General features: G+C 52.2%; 17 protein-coding genes. 8 read left to right on the top strand and 9 right to left on the bottom strand.

Annotation, left to right across the window (positions count from 1 at the left end; genetic code table 11):
• The first annotated feature begins 128 nt into the window (after window positions 1–128).
• The 3 genes from Q3O59_RS03015 (at window position 129) to Q3O59_RS03005 (ending at window position 2,389) form a co-directional block, all read left to right on the top strand.
• A complete protein-coding gene (locus Q3O59_RS03015; protein WP_305944170.1) occupies window positions 129–1,136 on the top strand; it encodes an isocitrate dehydrogenase in 1,008 nt (335 codons plus the stop codon).
• A gap of 288 nt (window positions 1,137–1,424) precedes the next feature.
• Window positions 1,425–1,883, top strand: coding sequence for a hypothetical protein (locus Q3O59_RS03010; protein ID WP_305944169.1), 459 nt, complete (start codon window positions 1,425–1,427; stop codon window positions 1,881–1,883).
• Window positions 1,884–1,981: 98 nt separating this feature from the next.
• On the top strand, window positions 1,982–2,389 hold the full coding sequence (locus tag Q3O59_RS03005) for a hypothetical protein (RefSeq protein ID WP_305944168.1): 408 nt from the start codon (window positions 1,982–1,984) through the stop codon (window positions 2,387–2,389).
• Between the two features lie 126 nt (window positions 2,390–2,515).
• On the opposite strand, the gene rlmM is transcribed toward Q3O59_RS03005, so the two are convergent.
• The 6 genes from rlmM to mutY are packed head-to-tail and all read right to left on the bottom strand — an operon-like array spanning window position 2,516 to window position 6,864.
• Entirely contained in the window at window positions 2,516–3,589 is a 1,074-nt protein-coding gene (gene rlmM, locus Q3O59_RS03000; RefSeq protein WP_305944167.1) for a 23S rRNA (cytidine(2498)-2'-O)-methyltransferase RlmM, read from the bottom strand.
• Window positions 3,586–3,972 (bottom strand): DUF423 domain-containing protein, encoded by a 387-nt coding sequence (locus tag Q3O59_RS02995; protein WP_305944166.1) that lies wholly within the window; start codon window positions 3,970–3,972, stop codon window positions 3,586–3,588. Before Q3O59_RS02995 ends, rlmM begins: the two co-directional genes overlap by 4 nt.
• Entirely contained in the window at window positions 3,959–4,618 is a 660-nt protein-coding gene (locus Q3O59_RS02990) for an alpha/beta family hydrolase (protein WP_305944165.1), read from the bottom strand. Before Q3O59_RS02990 ends, Q3O59_RS02995 begins: the two co-directional genes overlap by 14 nt.
• Window positions 4,581–5,516 carry a transcriptional regulator GcvA gene (locus tag Q3O59_RS02985; protein WP_228590328.1) on the bottom strand — a complete coding sequence of 312 codons (936 nt, stop codon included), beginning with the start codon at window positions 5,514–5,516 and terminating at the stop codon, window positions 4,581–4,583. The genes Q3O59_RS02990 and Q3O59_RS02985 overlap by 38 nt, the downstream gene beginning before the upstream one ends.
• A gap of 36 nt (window positions 5,517–5,552) precedes the next feature.
• Window positions 5,553–5,825 (bottom strand): oxidative damage protection protein, encoded by a 273-nt coding sequence (locus tag Q3O59_RS02980; RefSeq protein ID WP_228590330.1) that lies wholly within the window; start codon window positions 5,823–5,825, stop codon window positions 5,553–5,555.
• A 37-nt stretch (window positions 5,826–5,862) separates the two neighbouring features.
• Entirely contained in the window at window positions 5,863–6,864 is a 1,002-nt protein-coding gene (gene mutY, locus Q3O59_RS02975; protein WP_305944164.1) for an A/G-specific adenine glycosylase, read from the bottom strand.
• Window positions 6,865–7,122: 258 nt separating this feature from the next.
• Between mutY and trmB the strand changes: the two genes are divergently transcribed.
• From trmB to Q3O59_RS02960, 3 genes are all read left to right on the top strand, one after another.
• Complete coding sequence (gene trmB / locus Q3O59_RS02970) at window positions 7,123–7,794, top strand: tRNA (guanosine(46)-N7)-methyltransferase TrmB (RefSeq protein ID WP_305944443.1); 672 nt, start codon at window positions 7,123–7,125, stop codon at window positions 7,792–7,794.
• A 1-nt stretch (window position 7,795) separates the two neighbouring features.
• Complete coding sequence (locus Q3O59_RS02965; RefSeq protein ID WP_305944163.1) at window positions 7,796–8,812, top strand: class I SAM-dependent methyltransferase; 1,017 nt, start codon at window positions 7,796–7,798, stop codon at window positions 8,810–8,812.
• Between the two features lie 136 nt (window positions 8,813–8,948).
• Window positions 8,949–9,134 carry a hypothetical protein gene (locus Q3O59_RS02960; protein ID WP_228590336.1) on the top strand — a complete coding sequence of 62 codons (186 nt, stop codon included), beginning with the start codon at window positions 8,949–8,951 and terminating at the stop codon, window positions 9,132–9,134.
• Here Q3O59_RS02960 and Q3O59_RS02955 read toward each other — a convergent pair.
• Window positions 9,117–9,512 (bottom strand): DUF3293 domain-containing protein, encoded by a 396-nt coding sequence (locus tag Q3O59_RS02955; protein ID WP_305944162.1) that lies wholly within the window; start codon window positions 9,510–9,512, stop codon window positions 9,117–9,119. The two genes, Q3O59_RS02960 and Q3O59_RS02955, sit on opposite strands and share 18 nt — an antisense overlap.
• A 176-nt stretch (window positions 9,513–9,688) precedes the next feature.
• Between Q3O59_RS02955 and Q3O59_RS02950 the strand changes: the two genes are divergently transcribed.
• Window positions 9,689–11,299 (top strand): sensor histidine kinase, encoded by a 1,611-nt coding sequence (locus Q3O59_RS02950; protein WP_305944161.1) that lies wholly within the window; start codon window positions 9,689–9,691, stop codon window positions 11,297–11,299.
• Window positions 11,300–11,503: 204 nt separating this feature from the next.
• Window positions 11,504–12,214, top strand: coding sequence for a two-component system response regulator ArcA (arcA, locus tag Q3O59_RS02945; RefSeq protein ID WP_228590344.1), 711 nt, complete (start codon window positions 11,504–11,506; stop codon window positions 12,212–12,214).
• 2 nt (window positions 12,215–12,216) lie between these two features.
• Here arcA and Q3O59_RS02940 read toward each other — a convergent pair whose 3' ends face one another.
• Both Q3O59_RS02940 and Q3O59_RS02935 read right to left on the bottom strand, forming a co-directional pair.
• Complete coding sequence (locus Q3O59_RS02940) at window positions 12,217–14,505, bottom strand: ATP-binding protein (protein WP_305944160.1); 2,289 nt, start codon at window positions 14,503–14,505, stop codon at window positions 12,217–12,219.
• A 7-nt stretch (window positions 14,506–14,512) separates the two neighbouring features.
• Window positions 14,513–16,039, bottom strand: coding sequence for a cyanophycinase (locus Q3O59_RS02935; protein WP_305944159.1), 1,527 nt, complete (start codon window positions 16,037–16,039; stop codon window positions 14,513–14,515).
• Window positions 16,040–16,204 lie beyond the last annotated feature (165 nt).

Here is a 16,204-nt window from a genome sequence, read left to right as displayed (position 1 = left end):
TAAGGTCGTATATCAAGTAAGCTTCCTACAAACTGGCATCATATCAGGAAAAAGTGCTATAATTTGCCGCGATTTCGGGCAGCTCTGCCCAGCCTCCAATTCCACGATAGCTAATTAAAGGGTTTTTCATGACTACCCAAACCATTACGGTCATCAAAGGTGATGGCATCGGTCCCAGTATTGTTGAAGCAGCCATTCAGATCCTCGACAAGGTTGGCTGTGACTTTGCTTACGAGTACGTAGATGCTGGCTTAACAGCGCTGGAAAAAACAGGTGAGCTGTTGCCTCAGGCGACACTGGATGCGATTGCCCGCAACAAAATCACCTTAAAAGGGCCATTGACCACGCCGGTTGGCGAAGGTTTTACCTCCATCAATGTGACCTTACGCAAACAGTTCAATCTGTACTCCAATGTACGGCCGGTGATTTCGTTCAAAGGCACCAAAGCCCGTTACGAGAACATCGATATCATCACCATCCGGGAAAACACCCAGGGCATGTACTCCGGCCATGGCCAGGTGGTGTCCGAAGATGGCCTGGTCGCCGAGGCTACCAGCATCATCACCCGTGAAGGTGCCGAGCGTATTGTGCGTTTTGCCTTTGAGCTGGCACGCCGTGAGCAGCGTCAAAAAGTGACCGTAGTGCACAAGGCCAATATCCTGAAGTCCACTTCTGGCCTGTTCTTAAAAGTAGCGCGTGAAGTGGCGGCTCAGTACAGCGACATTCAGATGCAGGAAATGATTGTTGATAACGCCTGCATGCAGCTGGTGATGAACCCGCAGCAGTTTGATGTGATTGTCACCACCAACCTGTTTGGCGATATCCTGTCCGACTTGTGCGCTGGCTTGGTCGGCGGCTTGGGCATGGCTCCGGGTGCGAACATTGGTGAAGACTGCGCGATTTTCGAAGCCGTGCACGGCAGCGCGCCGGACATTGCTGGTAAAAACCTGGCCAACCCTAGCTCGGTTATCCTGGCGTCGATTCAGATGCTGGAGCATCTGGGCATGAAAGACAAAGCCGAGAAAATCAAAGCGGCCCTGACCGATGTGATTGCCAGCGGCGATCGCACCACCCGCGATCTTGGCGGCAGCCACGGCACCACCGACTTCACAGCAGCTATGCTGGAACGGCTGTAAGCTCCCCGCTTACTCCACTAAAAAAACCGCTGCGGCGGTTTTTTTAATGCCAAAAATCAGCAAGCCTGGCCTGTACAAACACTCTGTTCAAAGTACACCAGCTGCTTACCTGCAAATCGCAAGCAAAAACCTGTCATAACAGGTCATATCACAATCAAGCGTTAAAATTTTGTTTATTGTCAACAAGCTTTTCGCTAACTTTACTTCATCAAAGAATTGAAAAAAGCTCCAGTTGGTATCAAAATGCTTCTAAACAATTGGACTATGTCATTTAGCAGAGTCATACCCATGAAATACTTACTCATTTTAATGCTTTTTCTTCTAACGGCATGTGCCTCTGCACCAAAAGATGCCCTGACGTTTGATGAGGTGAAAATACCAGCACCATCTGATGGTGAAAGTATCTTAGTGTTTTACAGGAGAGTTTCACCTCCAACAGCCTATGAGATGAAAGTTCACATCAATGATGTGGAGAAGGCGTCTTTACCAAATAATGCTTTCTCATTTGTCAGATTGACGCCCGGCACTGTAACAATAAAGACCAGCTGGACCAGGTGGTCAGGCATGCCAAGCAGAAGCGAAAGTCTTGAAATACCCGCAAATAGTACCATTTTCCTTGAATTAAATAGCTCTGTATATACGCCTGGCGGGATGCAGTTTGGCAGCGATAGAACTCAGCTTCAATCTGATAACTTCGCAATCAATGTCATAAGAGATTGCTGTAAATATGTGGATTCAAAACCCTAACAGGTTTTTTATTCTTACCCAGATCACAACAGGCGTTGCTTCTACCGGGTTGGCAAACATACACCGAGCATTGGGGCATCAGACAATAAGGACCATAGATGGAATCTCTAAAAAACCGACTCATCGCAGTGATTTTAGGAGTTGCGCTGGCTTATGCATCCATAGTGATTGCTGGCATAGGTGCTGCGGTCGTTATCCCTGCTGACATGTTAAGACCTGTTGCACAGGTATCAGGCTTGCTGGCATTTACCCTGGTCGATTTGTTCACGGTCGCAGTGCCGCTGGCGGCAGCGTTTTTGGTACTGGCTTTGATCAGTAAGCTGGCCGTTAAAAAGCCTGATGCAACTTTTTATGCCTTGTTGCTTGCACCTGTGGTGCTGTTGCAGTTGTACTTTGTAATGCAATCACAACCTCAGTTGCTCCATACCATCGCCATCACACTACCACGCTATGCATTGCTGGCTGTGTGTTTTTATTTTTTAGCTCGCAGCGCGAAGCCGGCTTAAACCTGGCAGCCCTTCAGCAAAAATCTGCCAGTTGTCGTTGATAAAGCACAGCAGCACTACCCCCATAAAAAAACCGCCTGATTGAAAGCTGGCGGTTTTCGGTTGAAAATGAACACCAAAATGGCGTTACGACTTGCGCTGAATATGCACCGTCACTTCTTCGCGGTCGTGATACAGATGCTTGGCCTGCAAGCGATAGCGGATTCCGGCTTCGTGCAAGCGCTGATGCACCTGCTCCAACACCTGCTCCACCATCTGATGGCGTTTTTTCATCGGCAGTTTCAGGTTAAAAATGCTTTCCTGACACCAGCCATTGATTAGCCAGTCGCAAATGAGCATCGCCACCCGATCCGGCTTTTCAATCATATCGCAGACCAGCCAGTAGACATTTTGCTTGGCCGGCTGGAATTTAAAGCCATCGACCTGCAGGTGCTTGACCTGGCCGGTTTCCATCAGCGCCGGATCCATCGGGCCATTGTCAATGGCAGTGACCATCATGCTGCGCCGCACCAATTGATAGGTCCAGCCGCCAGGGCTGGCGCCAAGATCCACCGCTCTCAGACCTGCAGCCAGGCGCTGTGGCCGCTCACTGGCCGGAATAAAGGTTAAAAAGGCCTCTTCCAGCTTCAAAGTGCTGCGGCTGGGCGCGTCTTTTGGAAACTTCAGCCGCATGATGCCGTTTTCCAGCGGGCTGTTGTTTTTCGGGTAGCTGAGCCCCAACATGGCCTCACTGCCGGAGAGCAAAAACAGGTGCAGCACCGGCTTGTCATCCCGCTCTTTTGCCGTTAAAGCGTGCTGGTTGCGCAGTGCCAGCCGCAAAGGTACCGTCAGCTTACGTGCCAGCGTCGACAAGGTCTTGCCGTCGTTGGTTTCCGGGTACTCTACCCGCAGCTGGCCACAGCCTTGCAGCTCATGCGCAGTGGCCGCCTCCAGCACTGTGCTGACCCTGTCGTGCGGCTGCAGCTCCAGCAAAGGTTCCAGCAACAGGCACCACTGGCGGGCAAACACCAGTTGCGACAAGGCGAAGGTACGAAAGAAATGCAGCAGTGCTTCGCCATCGTAAGCCTCAAAAATCACATAAGCGCTGTGATTGCTGAGCTTGCAATAGCCAAACACCTCATGCTGTGCTGCTTTTTCCTGAATTTCCGCCGCACAGTCTTTTTCAAAACCGGAACGACAATAGAGCAATAATTGCTTCATGTGCGCTTTCCAAGCCAGGGGTTGATGGCCAGTAGCAACCAACCCAGAATCATCAATTGTCCCCCAAGCGGGGCTAAAGGACCATAGTGCAGCGGTAACTGCCACACACCAGCCAATAAGGTGTAAACAAAAAACCAGCAGCCCAGATGCCAGCATAGCAGAACGGTTTTTTCCATCCAGCGGGCCTGTAACTTGCTGCCAAGCAGCAAAATGGCCAAGCTATGCAGCGCCAGCATCGACAGCGCACTGACCACCACAGCAAGCTCTGCTGATGTCAGTTGCGTTAGCCCAAGGTGCATGGTGACCGCCGCCAAGGCGACCACAGCTGCGCCATAGAGTCCGGCCAGACTGTTACTGAGCTTCAGCAAGCTAGCGCCCGGCATGTGGCACCTCTGACTGTGACGCCATCCAGCCCCGGCTGATGGCTGCGGCCTGAGCAATCAGTTGCGCCTGGGTCAGGCCGCTTTTTTTACGAGGTTTAAAACTGTGATCGCCATCCGCCAGCCAATGCAGGCTGACCCCTGGCCACTGCTTATCAGCCAACTCGCTCTGGTTACCAAAGGTATCGCGTTCACCCTGCAGGATCAGCAGTGAGCTGGTCAGATCGGCAAAGTGATCGGTGCGGTACTGGTCTTTACCCGGTGCATGAAATGGATAACCGTAGGCCAGCACCCCCCGGATTGGCAAATTAGCTTCCACCGCCAGCATGGATGCCACCCGTCCGCCCATGGATTTGCCGCCAATGAAGAGCGGTAAATCCTGCGGGCACTGCTGGATTTGTGCAACAAACGCCTGTTGCAGCTTTGGCATTGGGTTGGGCGGCCGCTTTTTTTGCTCCGCCAACTGTTGCTGCATGTAAGGAAAATTAAAGCGCCAGACTTCGATGCCTTCGGCCACCAAAGCCGAACTTAGCCACTGCATAAAGTCGCTTTGCATGCCGGCGCCAGCACCGTGCGCCAGTAGCAAACGGGCGAACGGCCTGGCCGGGCGCTCAATCAGCGGCGACGGCATTGGTAAATTGTTGCTCATTAAATTGTTCCTGCTCCTGCTGCACCACAGCGGTCAACCATTGGCGAAAGGCGGTGATTTTGCCCAAATCGGCCTGACTTTCCCGACACACCAGGTAATAGGCATCCTTGGACAAGAGCACATGATTAAAAGGCACGATTAAACGGCCCGAGCTGATATCCGGCCGGGCCAGCACATTGTGCGCCAGCGCCACGCCCTGACCATGAATGGCCGCCTGCAGCACCATCGAGGAATGGCTGAAAATTGGCCCCTGATTGACATTAAAGTGCTTGTACCCCTGACTGGCGAACCAGGACTTCCAGGCCTTGCGTGAACCATCATGCAGCAGGTTATGAAAGCGCAAATCGGTCACTTCCGACAAGGGTTTGCCGGAGCTTAACAGCAACGGCGAACAGACCGGCAACAGGTACTCGGCCTGCAGTTTGTCCGATCGCAGGTTGCGCCAATTGCCCCGACCATAGTAAACCGCCACATCGACATCGTCGGTCAAAGAGCCTTCGTCCTGATCCACCGCTTTAATGCGCACATCAATGTCCGGGTGCTGCTCACTGAACAAGTTCAGCCTAGGCACCAGCCATTGAATGGCAAAGCTGGGCTGCATGCTGACCGTCAGCGAGCCTTTGGCACCGCGCGCCAGCAGCTTTTCGGTGGCATCATGCAATTGCAAAAAGATCTCGCGAATATCCTGAAAGTAGCCCTGCCCCTCTTCGGTCAGCAGCAAAGCGCGGTTTTTCCGCAAAAAAAGTTTCAGCCCCAGGTGCTCTTCCAACGCTTTGATTTGATGGCTGACCGCTGCCTGAGTGACAAACAGCTCTTCGGCCGCTCTGGTAAAACTCAGATGACGGGCAGCAGATTCAAAGGCTTTTAACGCATTGAGCGGAGGTAATCGTCGCGCCATGGCTCAGTGAGCTCTCCTGAGATTCAGTCGGTTGGTTCAGCTTTTGGGTGGCGTATAGCCGTCAATGGCAATGTCTTTGCCTTCAAACAAAAAAGCTTTCATTTCAGCTTCCAGCAACTTGCGATGCTCGGCATCCATCATATTGAGCTTTTTTTCATTGATCAGCATGGTTTGTTTGGCTTGCCACAAAGCCCAGGCTTCTTTGCTGATGGAGTCAAAAATTTGCTTGCCCAGCTCACCGGGGTAGAGCTGAAAATCCAGCCCGGCCGCTTCTTTTTTCAGGTACTGGCAAAAAACTGTACGTGCCATAAACGCCTCTTAACACCTTAGTTCTGCTTAGTTTATCTTAATCCACACCAGATTGCTTTAACTGCTGCTCTATCCATTTGCGGATCGGCGCCGGTAAAGCGACTTCCGTCAGCTGACGGCGGTGATACCAGCCCTGCCCTGCCAGCTCCTCGACCTGCTGCTGCGGCTGCCAAATGGTTGCCTCCAGCTGGTAATGACTGAACTGATGGCGAAAACTGCCGACCGACTCGGCCTGCTGCAGCACCGGATCCGCCGGATCCACTTGCGGCAATGCCAGCAGCGACGACCAGATACCACTGTCGGGTCGTTGTTCCAGCAACAGCTGGTCCTGCTGCTGCACCCAAAGAAAGTGTCCCTCTTTGCTGGGTTTGACTTTTTTCGGCTTCGGCCGTGGAAAGTGCTCGACCTGTTGCAACCGATACGCCTGACAGTCGGCTTGCAACGGGCAGCGCTCGCAGTCTGGTTTACGGGCAGTACAGAGTGTGGCACCCAAGTCAAGCAAGCCTTGAGCAAAGCGGCGGTTGTTCTGCGCCGGTGTTAACTGCTCGGCCAGCTGCCACAGGCGTTTTTCCAGTTGGCTTTGACCGGCATGCCCCTCCAGCGCGAAGTAACGGCAAAACAACCGGCGAACATTGCCATCGACAATAGGGCCATACGCATCGTAAGCAAAGGATAGGATGGCCCCGGCGGTGTAGCGCCCTATGCCCGGGATTTGTTGCAGGCTGACCAGATCGGACGGAAAAGCCCCCAGTTCGGCAATGGCTTTGGCCGCTTTGTGCAGATTGCGCGCCCGGGCGTAATAGCCCAGCCCCTGCCACAGAGCCATCACTTCATCCTGTTCGGCCTGGGCCAGGGTTTCCACATCGGGAAAACGCGCCAACCAGCGTTGAAAATACGGAATCACAGTGCTGACCTGAGTTTGCTGCAACATCAGCTCCGACACCAGCACCTTGTAGGGAGTGATCGCTTGCTGCCAGGGCAAGTCATGCCGCCCCTGCTGTTGTTGCCAGTCGATCACCTGTTGTGCAAAATCGTTCAAGGCTACCTCTGTTTAAGCCCGACCATCGGCACAGTATGCCACAGCCAGCTAGCTAGTGCCCGTCCAGCAAGGCGGGCAGGAGCCCGTTTCTGGATGAAAACTAGCCGGCAGCTATGTCGGAAAAATGCAGGTTGAGCTTCAAAGGCAGAACACCGATAATACGCGGCCATAGTTTGATAGCCGGAGCCCGCCATGAGCGAACAGCCAACCCCTTCTGCTGAGCCTGCAGTCAGCCAGCAGCCTGAGTCCCCATCGTACATGCGGAAAATCCGTAGCTTTGTGCTGCGGGAAGGGCGCTTAACCAAAGCACAGAAACTGGCGCTGGAGCAGCACTGGGCCGGCATGGGGGTAGATTACCAACCCCAACTGCTCGATTTAACCGCCCTGTTTGGCCGCAAGGCCGATACCGTACTGGAAATCGGCTTTGGTATGGGAAAATCCCTGGTGCAAATGGCAGCGGCCGCGCCGGAAAAAAACTTTATCGGCATTGAAGTACACCGGCCTGGTGTCGGTGCTTGCCTGGCTGATGCGGCAGCTGCTGGCATTACCAATCTGCGGGTATTTCAGCACGATGCAGTCGAAGTACTGGCGCAGATGATCCCCGACCAAAGCCTGGCTTGCATTCAGTTGTTTTTCCCCGATCCCTGGCCGAAGAAGAAGCACCACAAACGCCGTATTGTGCAGCCTGACTTTGTGCAGCAGCTGCGGCAAAAGCTGGCGCCAGGCGGCGTGTTTCATATGGCGACCGACTGGGAGCATTATGCCGAGCACATGCTGGAAGTGATGCAGGCCGCCGAAGGCTTTGCCAACCTGTCCGCAACTGAGGATTATATCGAGCGCCCGGCACATCGGCCCCTGACCAAGTTTGAACTCCGTGGCAAAAAGCTTGGCCATGGTGTTTGGGACTTGATGTTCAAGCGGGAGTCTTAACATGCTGAGCACTGCCAGCCAAATGCTGCTGCGTAACCTGGCCGACTTGCCGGGTCCGACCTTGCTGGTCGAGCCACCACTGGACCAGTTGGCCAGCCAGCTGCCTGCTTCGTTTCGTCCGCAGTGCGCCGTTTACAGTTCACACCTGGCGGTGGCCGAACGCTACTCGCAAGCAGGGTTGCCATGCAGCAGCGCGCTAAAGCCCAGCTTTGCCCAGCGCTTCGCATCGGCGGTGCTGTTTTACCCCAAGAGCAAAGAGCAGCTGGGTTTTATGCTGGCTCAGCTGGAGCCTCTGCTGGCCGAAGCGGCTGAAGTTTTTATCGTCGGCGATAATAAAAGTGGCATTAAAACCTTGCCCAAACAACTGAGCAACTGGCAATTATCAGCCCATAAACTGGACAATGCCCGCCATGCACTTTGGTTTGTGGTGAACGGCAAGTTAAGCCCTGCCGCTATAGCCAGTCAGCCATTTACAGCCACTCTGGCTGGCATCGCATTGCAAATCCATTCCTATCCCGGGGTTTTTAACCATGGCAAACTGGATAAAGGCACCGCTTTATTGCTCAAGCACCTGGATAACATCCAATCGGGTCGGGTGCTCGACTTTGCCTGCGGCTCCGGTGTCATCGCCGCCTGGCTGAAAGCGAAAAACCCGGCCCTTGAGATTGTTGCCTCCGATGTCAGTACCCTGGCCACAGCGGCCACCGAAGCAACCCTGGCAGCCAACCAACTGTCGGGCCTTGTGCTGTTGGCAGATGGCTTGCCAGCAGAGCCAGCGGTTTTTCAGCACATTGTCAGCAACCCGCCTTTTCATACCGGCCAAAAGACCGACTACAGCATTGCCGAAGCCTTTATCCGCGCTTGCCCGTCCAGGTTAAGCCCGGGAGGCAGCCTGACGCTGGTCGCCAACAATCACCTGCCTTACGCGCAATGGCTGCAGGAAAGCTTCGGCCACTGTACTATACTGGCTCAGGAAGCTGGCTTTACCATCTACCAGTGCATCAAAACAGGAGCCTGATCCCATGTTTAGCAGGAAAGTTTCGATTGCAGCAGCATGCTTGCTCTTTGGCCCGGCAACAGCGTGGGCAGCCTTTGAGGATTGTTTGCAAGATCCCAACCGAACTTTTCCCTGCCCACATCAGCTGGTGCGTATCATGCAATTACCGGATCAATCCGAGCCTGCAGTGCGCTGTATCTGTGTCAGTGATTTTGCGCCTTTTCTTCAAACTCCGGAGTCGGAAGTGGCGCAAATTCGCCAACGCATGGATAAGCGCCAGCTGGAGGCCCAGCTTGGCATGGAACTCGAGCCTATATTGCGCGTGCTAAGACGCGAGGATTAAACGCTGCTGAAAAGAACCAAGCGCTTTTTCTTCTTGCTGCATCAGCGCCGGCAGCAACCATAACTCCCCCTGCTCAATCCAATACAGTGCATTTTGTTGCCAGGCCATGGCTATGGAAGTTGCTTCTTGCCTCGAACAAAAAACAGCCCAGCTTGGTTCTTGAAAGCTTTTGTCCGGGGCAGCGCCGATAATTTTCCGATAACGCACACCAGACTGATGCAAAGCAGCAGCCAATGCCATATTTCTGCATAGGTTAAAGCCTAAGGGAGTGTTGTTTCCTGCAGGGTTGGCGGCCGAGATAATGGCAAAACTGCTGTCTTTAGCAAACGGCTGGTGGCTGATAAAAACGACCTGTTGGTACTGGTGCCACAAATCCATGGAAGCCTCAACTGTCATTCAAAATTAAAAGCAAGTCAGGGGTTTGCGAAATCGTCATTTTCTGCATACCATCATAGAGGCAGACGCCTGACTTTGCGAGCAGAAAGCATCTGCTTTTTGTGAATTGTTTTTTGCACGCAATCACCTCTAAGACCTGACCGGGATACCATGCGCAGATGATGCATAAAAACTTTTCAATTAAAGGACTGCTGATTGGCATGGTGATGCTCATTTGCAGCCTGACCTTGATCGCGTCGCTTGCCCTTTCAAGTATCCATGACATTAATGCCCAATACCGAAAACTTGAGCAACAGCTTGAGGCTTACGCTACCATTATTGCCATTAGCACCGCAGCGGCTTTGGAGCGCCAGGACACCGATACCCTGGAGCAACAACTGCAGGCCTTTGCTGCGGTGCCCATCATCAACAATATTCATTTGTACAGCCTGAACAGTGCCGACTCGCAGCCTGAGTTTTTTAGCAGCTACAACAGAGTCACCATTGGCCCCTACCCCACCCAATATCATCGTCTGGACCAACTGCAAAAGCCCGTTCAAAGCCGCGACTACCTGGAGTTGATGCATCCGATCGAATATCGGGATCAGTTGATAGGCTACACTTACCTGCGTGCCACCAAATCCGAGCTGGCAGCCTACCGCCAAAACAGAGTGTTATCCGATATTGCCATCGGCTTAGTCGCATTGCTGCTGGCTTTTCTTGCAGCAAATCACTTGCAACGGTTTTTGACCGGTCCGTTGCAGACCCTGCTTGAGCAAGTGCAAAGCATTACCAAAACGCAAAACTTCAGTTTAAGAGCACCAGACACCCATCTGGCTGAGTTGGCTGCTTTTAGCAAGGCTTTAAATCAAATGCTGGATAAAACTGAGCGCCAGTTCAGTAAGTTACATCATGCCGAACAGGAAATCCGGCAATTAAACCAAAGCCTGGAGCAAAAAATATCGGAGCGCACTCTGGCGCTGAAAGAATCCAATCAAGAGCTGCTGAACACCCTGGAAACACTGCACCAGTACCAAAATCAGATTGTCGAAACCGAGAAGATGTCCAGTTTAGGTCAAATGGTAGCTGGCATCGCCCATGAGGTGAATACGCCTATTGGTCTGGGTGTCACAGCCTCCAGCCTGTTGCAAGACAAATTGAAAGTCATCGAACAAAACTTTGCAGCAAAGACCCTGACGTCATCGCAGCTGGCGCGTTTTTTAAGTGAAGCAGAGGAAAACCTGGGTATTGTGTACCGCAACCTGGAACGGGCAGCCAGCCTGATCCGCAGCTTTAAGCAAGTCGCGGTCGATCAGTCCAGCGACAACACCCGCGACTTTAGCGTGGCGCAACTGATCAATGAGGTACTGCTGTCTCTTCGACCTAACCTGAAAAAAACCAATCATGAAGTCATTGTCAACTGCCCGGAAAATCTCAGGATAGAGAGCAAGCCCGGCCCGATTAATCAGATCCTGATTAACCTGATTATGAACAGTCTGATTCATGCGTTCCCCGACGAACAAAGCGGTAAAATCAGCATTACAGTCAGCATTGAAAACGAGCAGTGCCAGCTTATTTATCAAGACAATGGCGTCGGCGTGCCAGAGCAAATCCGCAAGCGCATCTTTGACCCTTTTGTCACCACCAAGCGGGGAGAAGGCGGTAGCGGGCTTGGTTTGCACCTGGTGTATAACCTGGTAACACAAGCGCTGCGGGGCAAGATTCAACTGGAGAGCTCTTTGGGGGAAGGTGTGCATGTGCTGATTGAGTTTCCGGTAATCACCAAGTAGACGGCTAAAGATTAACCAACTGATTTCCCAATACAAATTAAGCAAAAGGCGATGAATACACAGCTTCCAGCGCTAAATGTTAACAAAAATACTTGTTAACAAAGACGGGCAAAGCTATAATTGCGAATTAATTGACAATGTTCTGTCATTATTGCGCGTCGTACAGATTCACTAACTCTACAAATTTTACATAAGGTTAATTCTATGCAGACTCCTGTCGTTCTGATCGTTGAAGATGAAGAAGTGACCCGCACCAACCTGGTCAGCCTGTTTCAAGGTGAAGGCTATGATGTTATTGAAGCCGTCAACGGTGAAGAAATGAACCAACGCCTGGCCGAAAACAAGGTCAACCTGATTGTGATGGACATCAACCTGCCAGGGAAGAATGGCTTGATTCTGGCCCGTGAACTGCGTCAAAAGGAGAAGATTGGCCTGATTTTCCTGACCGGACGCGACAGTGAAGTGGACCGTATTCTGGGGCTGGAAATTGGTGCCGATGACTATCTGACCAAACCATTCAACCCGCGTGAGCTGACTATCCGTGCCCGCAACTTACTGAGCCGGACCGTTGCTCAGCCAGTAGTCACTGAGCACAAAAGCGTGGTGACGTTCAATGGCTGGACTTTGGATGAAAACAGCCGCAACCTGACCTCGCCCAAAGGGGAATCGCGTCGTTTGCCAAAAGGCGAGTATCGCGCCCTGCGCCTGATGCTGGACACCCCTGGAAAAATCTTTACCCGTGAACAGCTTATCCGCCATATGACCGGCCGTGAATTGCGCCCGAATGATCGTACCGTCGATGTCACCATTCGCCGCATTCGCAAACACTTTGAAACCGATATGGACACACCAGAGCTGATCAGCACCATTCATGGTGAAGGCTACCGCTTCGTTGGTACCATCGATCAAGACTAAAACTATTGCTCCAGGTAATCATACAGAGCGGCCAGGTGCCGCTCTGCTGTTAGATGAAAGTCAATCAATTGCCGCTCCAACTGGGCCCAATTCGGTGCCGTCATGTCTTCGTACTTCTTTGCTTGCTTTTGCACCCACAACAACCCAACCGAGGCCGCCGCACCTTTTAGGGTATGAGCCGCTTCCTGAAATGCTTCCAGCCGTTGGTGTACAGCTTCTTCCAACATCTTGTTGATGTACCCCGGCAGCAGTTGCGCAAAGAGTTTGGCACTGCGCTGCATGGTGGCTTTGCCAAGCGACTGCAGGTAATCATCCAGAGTTGCTGTATCGAGCATGTAATCGTTTTCTGCTTGCGGCCTAGTGGCCGAGGTTTTTAAAGCGCTGGGGGAAAACAGCTGTGCCAACAATTGATCCAGGTTATTGGTATTCAGTGGTTTGGCTAAAGAACCATCCACCCGAATGCCCGCCAGCTGCTCTTCGGCTTTACGAACGTTAGCACTGAGCACCACGATTGGTAAATGCTTTAAATGCATTTCCTGGCGAATGATTTTGGCAATTTGATCCCCTGTCATATCCGGCAGCTGCATATCCAGCAAAACCAAATCCAGATCATCTTCCGTTTCCAATAAAGCCAGTGCATCCTCACCCGTTTCAGCATGGATCACGGTATGACCACGCTGCTCCAGCAAGCTGATGGCAATATCCGCATTGAGTGGAATGTCCTCTACCAGCAAAATGGTGAGCTCAGGGCACTCGATCGCGGCTGGTTTAGGAGCTGCCATTAAGCGGGTTGGCAATAAAATTTCAAAGCAACTGCCTTCGCCCACATCACTGTGCAGGCTGATCGCGCCTTCCATTGCCTCGATCAGGGCTTTGGAAACCGATAAACCAATGCCAGAGCCAACCACACTCAAGCGACGGCCGTCACTCGACTTGTAATACATATCAAAAATACGTGCTTGCTCGTGCTGACTGATGCCAATACCGGTATCCTCCACTTTGAGCAGCAATTGACTGCGGTCATGCTGCAACAATTCACAATGGAGTCGGATGCTGCCCTGGCTGGTAAACTTGACGGCATTGTTCAGTAAGTTCCAGAGAACCTGCCGAACCCGGGTTGGATCCAACTGCAGGTAACAGTCGGAAGGTGCATGCAACGTCCATTCAAAGCTCAGGTTTTTCTGCTGGCAAATCAATTCAGCAAAGTTGCAGATGTCTTTTACAAAGCCATTGATTTCGACACTCTGATAAACAATATCCAGATCCTGCCGATCGATTTTATCCAGATCGATGATGTCGTTGAAAATATTGCCCAGGGTCTCGGCACTGGTAAAAATGGTCTGTCCCCAACTGCGCTGCGGCTCCGACAGCTCACTGTCCAGCAAGCGCCGAGTCAGACCAACAATGCCATTGAGTGGGGTTCTCAGTTCATGGCTCAGCGTCGCTATAAACTTGCCTTTGTCCTGATAGGCTTTTTCCAGCGCCTGCTCGGCCAGCTTACGGGAGGTAATGTCCCGGCCAAAGCCAAGCAAGCCGATGGAGCGCCCTTGCTTGTCGAAAAACGGCACCTTGCGCATCTCAAACCACAGGCTTTGTCCTTTGCTGTCACTAAACTCGACGTCCAGAATCAACTCCGATTGCTGAGCGGTGACTTCATGGTCGCTCAAAATGGCAGAAGGCACCGTATCGTCTTTAAAAATATCCGCTGGGTGGCGCCCCAGTAACTCGGCAGCAGGCTTGCCCATAATGACTTCGAACATTTTATTGCAGCTGGCAAAACGGCCGGACTCATCCCGGTAATAGAACAAGTCAGGCGAGCTGTCGACAATGGAGCGGATCAGCAGGGTTTGGCCTTCCAGCTCTTGTTGGGCCTTTTTCCGCTCCAGGATCTCGACTCTGAGCTCATCAATAGCCCGGCGCTTGGCTTGAAAGGCTTTTTTCCGCTCCTCAATTTCAAAGTTCAGCTGGCGGATATTCTCCTGCAAATGCTGATTTAACCGCTTTTCCTGCCTGCTGGAGTCTTCCAGATAAAGCAAGGTAGCATCCAGTTGCTGAATCAAATAGAACACCAGCCCTACCACCAGCGGCCCTATCAGAATAGTCAGCACCAGCACTGTAAGCACTGTGTTCCAATGAATACCAGCGCCAAGCAACATAGAGACACCCAGCGCCAACAAGGTGGTAGCCAGCAGCACAAACAACTGGACCAGGGTAATCAGCTTCAACCAGCCCCATTGCCTGAGCCGATCGGCCAATCCTTTTACCAGTGGATGCACAGGTTGCACTGCCATCAAGACCTCATTCGTTGGTTAAAGCTGCTGTTCTGCGCTCAAGATCAAGCTGAACATGCTGATAGGAGCAAAAGGCAAAACGACCATTGTCTTTTTCAACCTCACCCACTTGGCTTTGAGTTTGCCCGACACGTCTGAGCCTAACCCGAAAGCTAAAATCAGCCAGTTGATCGCTGCCCAGTGCTTCGGTCGCTCCCGTTGCACACAAAGTATCCGCCAACTGCTGGTAGTGATTGGATTGCATCACCGCATCAGCGCTTGGCATTACTGACGACTGAGTCAGATTGGGCTGCTTCCAGTCGGCAAACTGAATGCTAAAGTCGCCCTCACGAAGCACAGCACGGTCACCATGGGTTAAGTAATGGGTGGTGACGGCATCAATCGCCAGAGTGCTATCTTGCTCCAGCTGCTTGGCATCAGCAAGGTCAGCAATAAATACCCCGCCTTTGCCCTGCACTTCAAACCAGACTTCATTGGATGAATTCGCAGGGGTCGAAACCAGCAGCGCTGTGGCTTCATCCACACCAAAGCCAAAACGGGTCTCTGTACTCAGGGCCAGTTTGATTAACCGGCCTTCCCGGCCCCGCTCAGAAAAATGTGTATCCAAAATCCCCCAAGGGAATAATGCTGCACCACCTTCTGGGTTGTAGGTCAGGGACAGCTCTTGCAAACCTTCTGGGCAAGTGCCGGCTTCGTCACAGTCGCGCTCTGGTGGCTCAGTCGCATGGGCGCCATAAGCCAGCGCATGCCGCGACTCACCATTGGTGATCATCGGCAGCTTAGCGGTTTCACGGCCTGACATCACCGCAGTACCAGCACTGGTGCCCCCGACCAACAAGCGCCCTGCCGCCAGGCCACGCTGAATCGCTTGCAGCTCAGGCGTAGCCTGACCATCGCCGGTACGCAATGCCTGTAAAGTTCTGGACTGATCGCCACCATTGAAGAAAATCGCATCGGCCGCTTCAATCATCGCCACGGTGCGGTCATGGCCCCCTTTACAAATATCCTGTTGATAGCGCATCAGGTCAGGATAGCGCTCAGAAGGAGCCTCCAGCCCATGGTAGTTGGCGAAAAGCGCATCCAGCTGGCTACAGCCCTGCTCAGCCCCCAGTCGTTGTGCATGTTGGAAAGCTGTATGAATCGGCAGCCAGACGACTTCGGCACCCGCTTGCTCAAACAGTTGCTGATAAAAATCAACCGCAGCAAAAGGATTCATTGAAGAGGCTGTGACCACCAAGACTTTCGGCTTAGCACGCTCGGAAATAGCTGCTGCTCTTCGGACAAACTCTGGCATCAACTGCCGTGAGAAAGGATCTTTGGTCTGTTGCAACAAGACCTGCTCGCTGCCATCCGCTGAACTTGCTGCAGATAAATGTGCATCCGCAACACAACTGTCCAGTGATCGGGTGGTACAAATACTGACGCCACCACCCAACAACATCATTTGATGTTGCAGTTGAGAATCTTCGGCAGCATGCAAAGAAGTTGCAGCTAAAAGCGCCGAAAAAACAGATTTATTGAGGTATTTATTCATAGTTTCGTTTGCTTCATTTTATGGCTTATCAGACAGGATTGGACCTGTTTTGTTGTTTTTTTTATCGCTGCATAGAGTATCCTGTATTGACTTCCTTGCCAATTAGAGATAAATCTATAGGCAGAATTTGACGCATTTTTGTCCCAGGGTAGCGATATGCTGAAA

The organism is Alkalimonas delamerensis (genome assembly GCF_030717955.1).
Classification (GTDB): domain Bacteria; phylum Pseudomonadota; class Gammaproteobacteria; order Enterobacterales; family Alteromonadaceae; genus Alkalimonas; species Alkalimonas delamerensis.
This window is presented reverse-complemented; position numbering and strand designations above follow the sequence as displayed.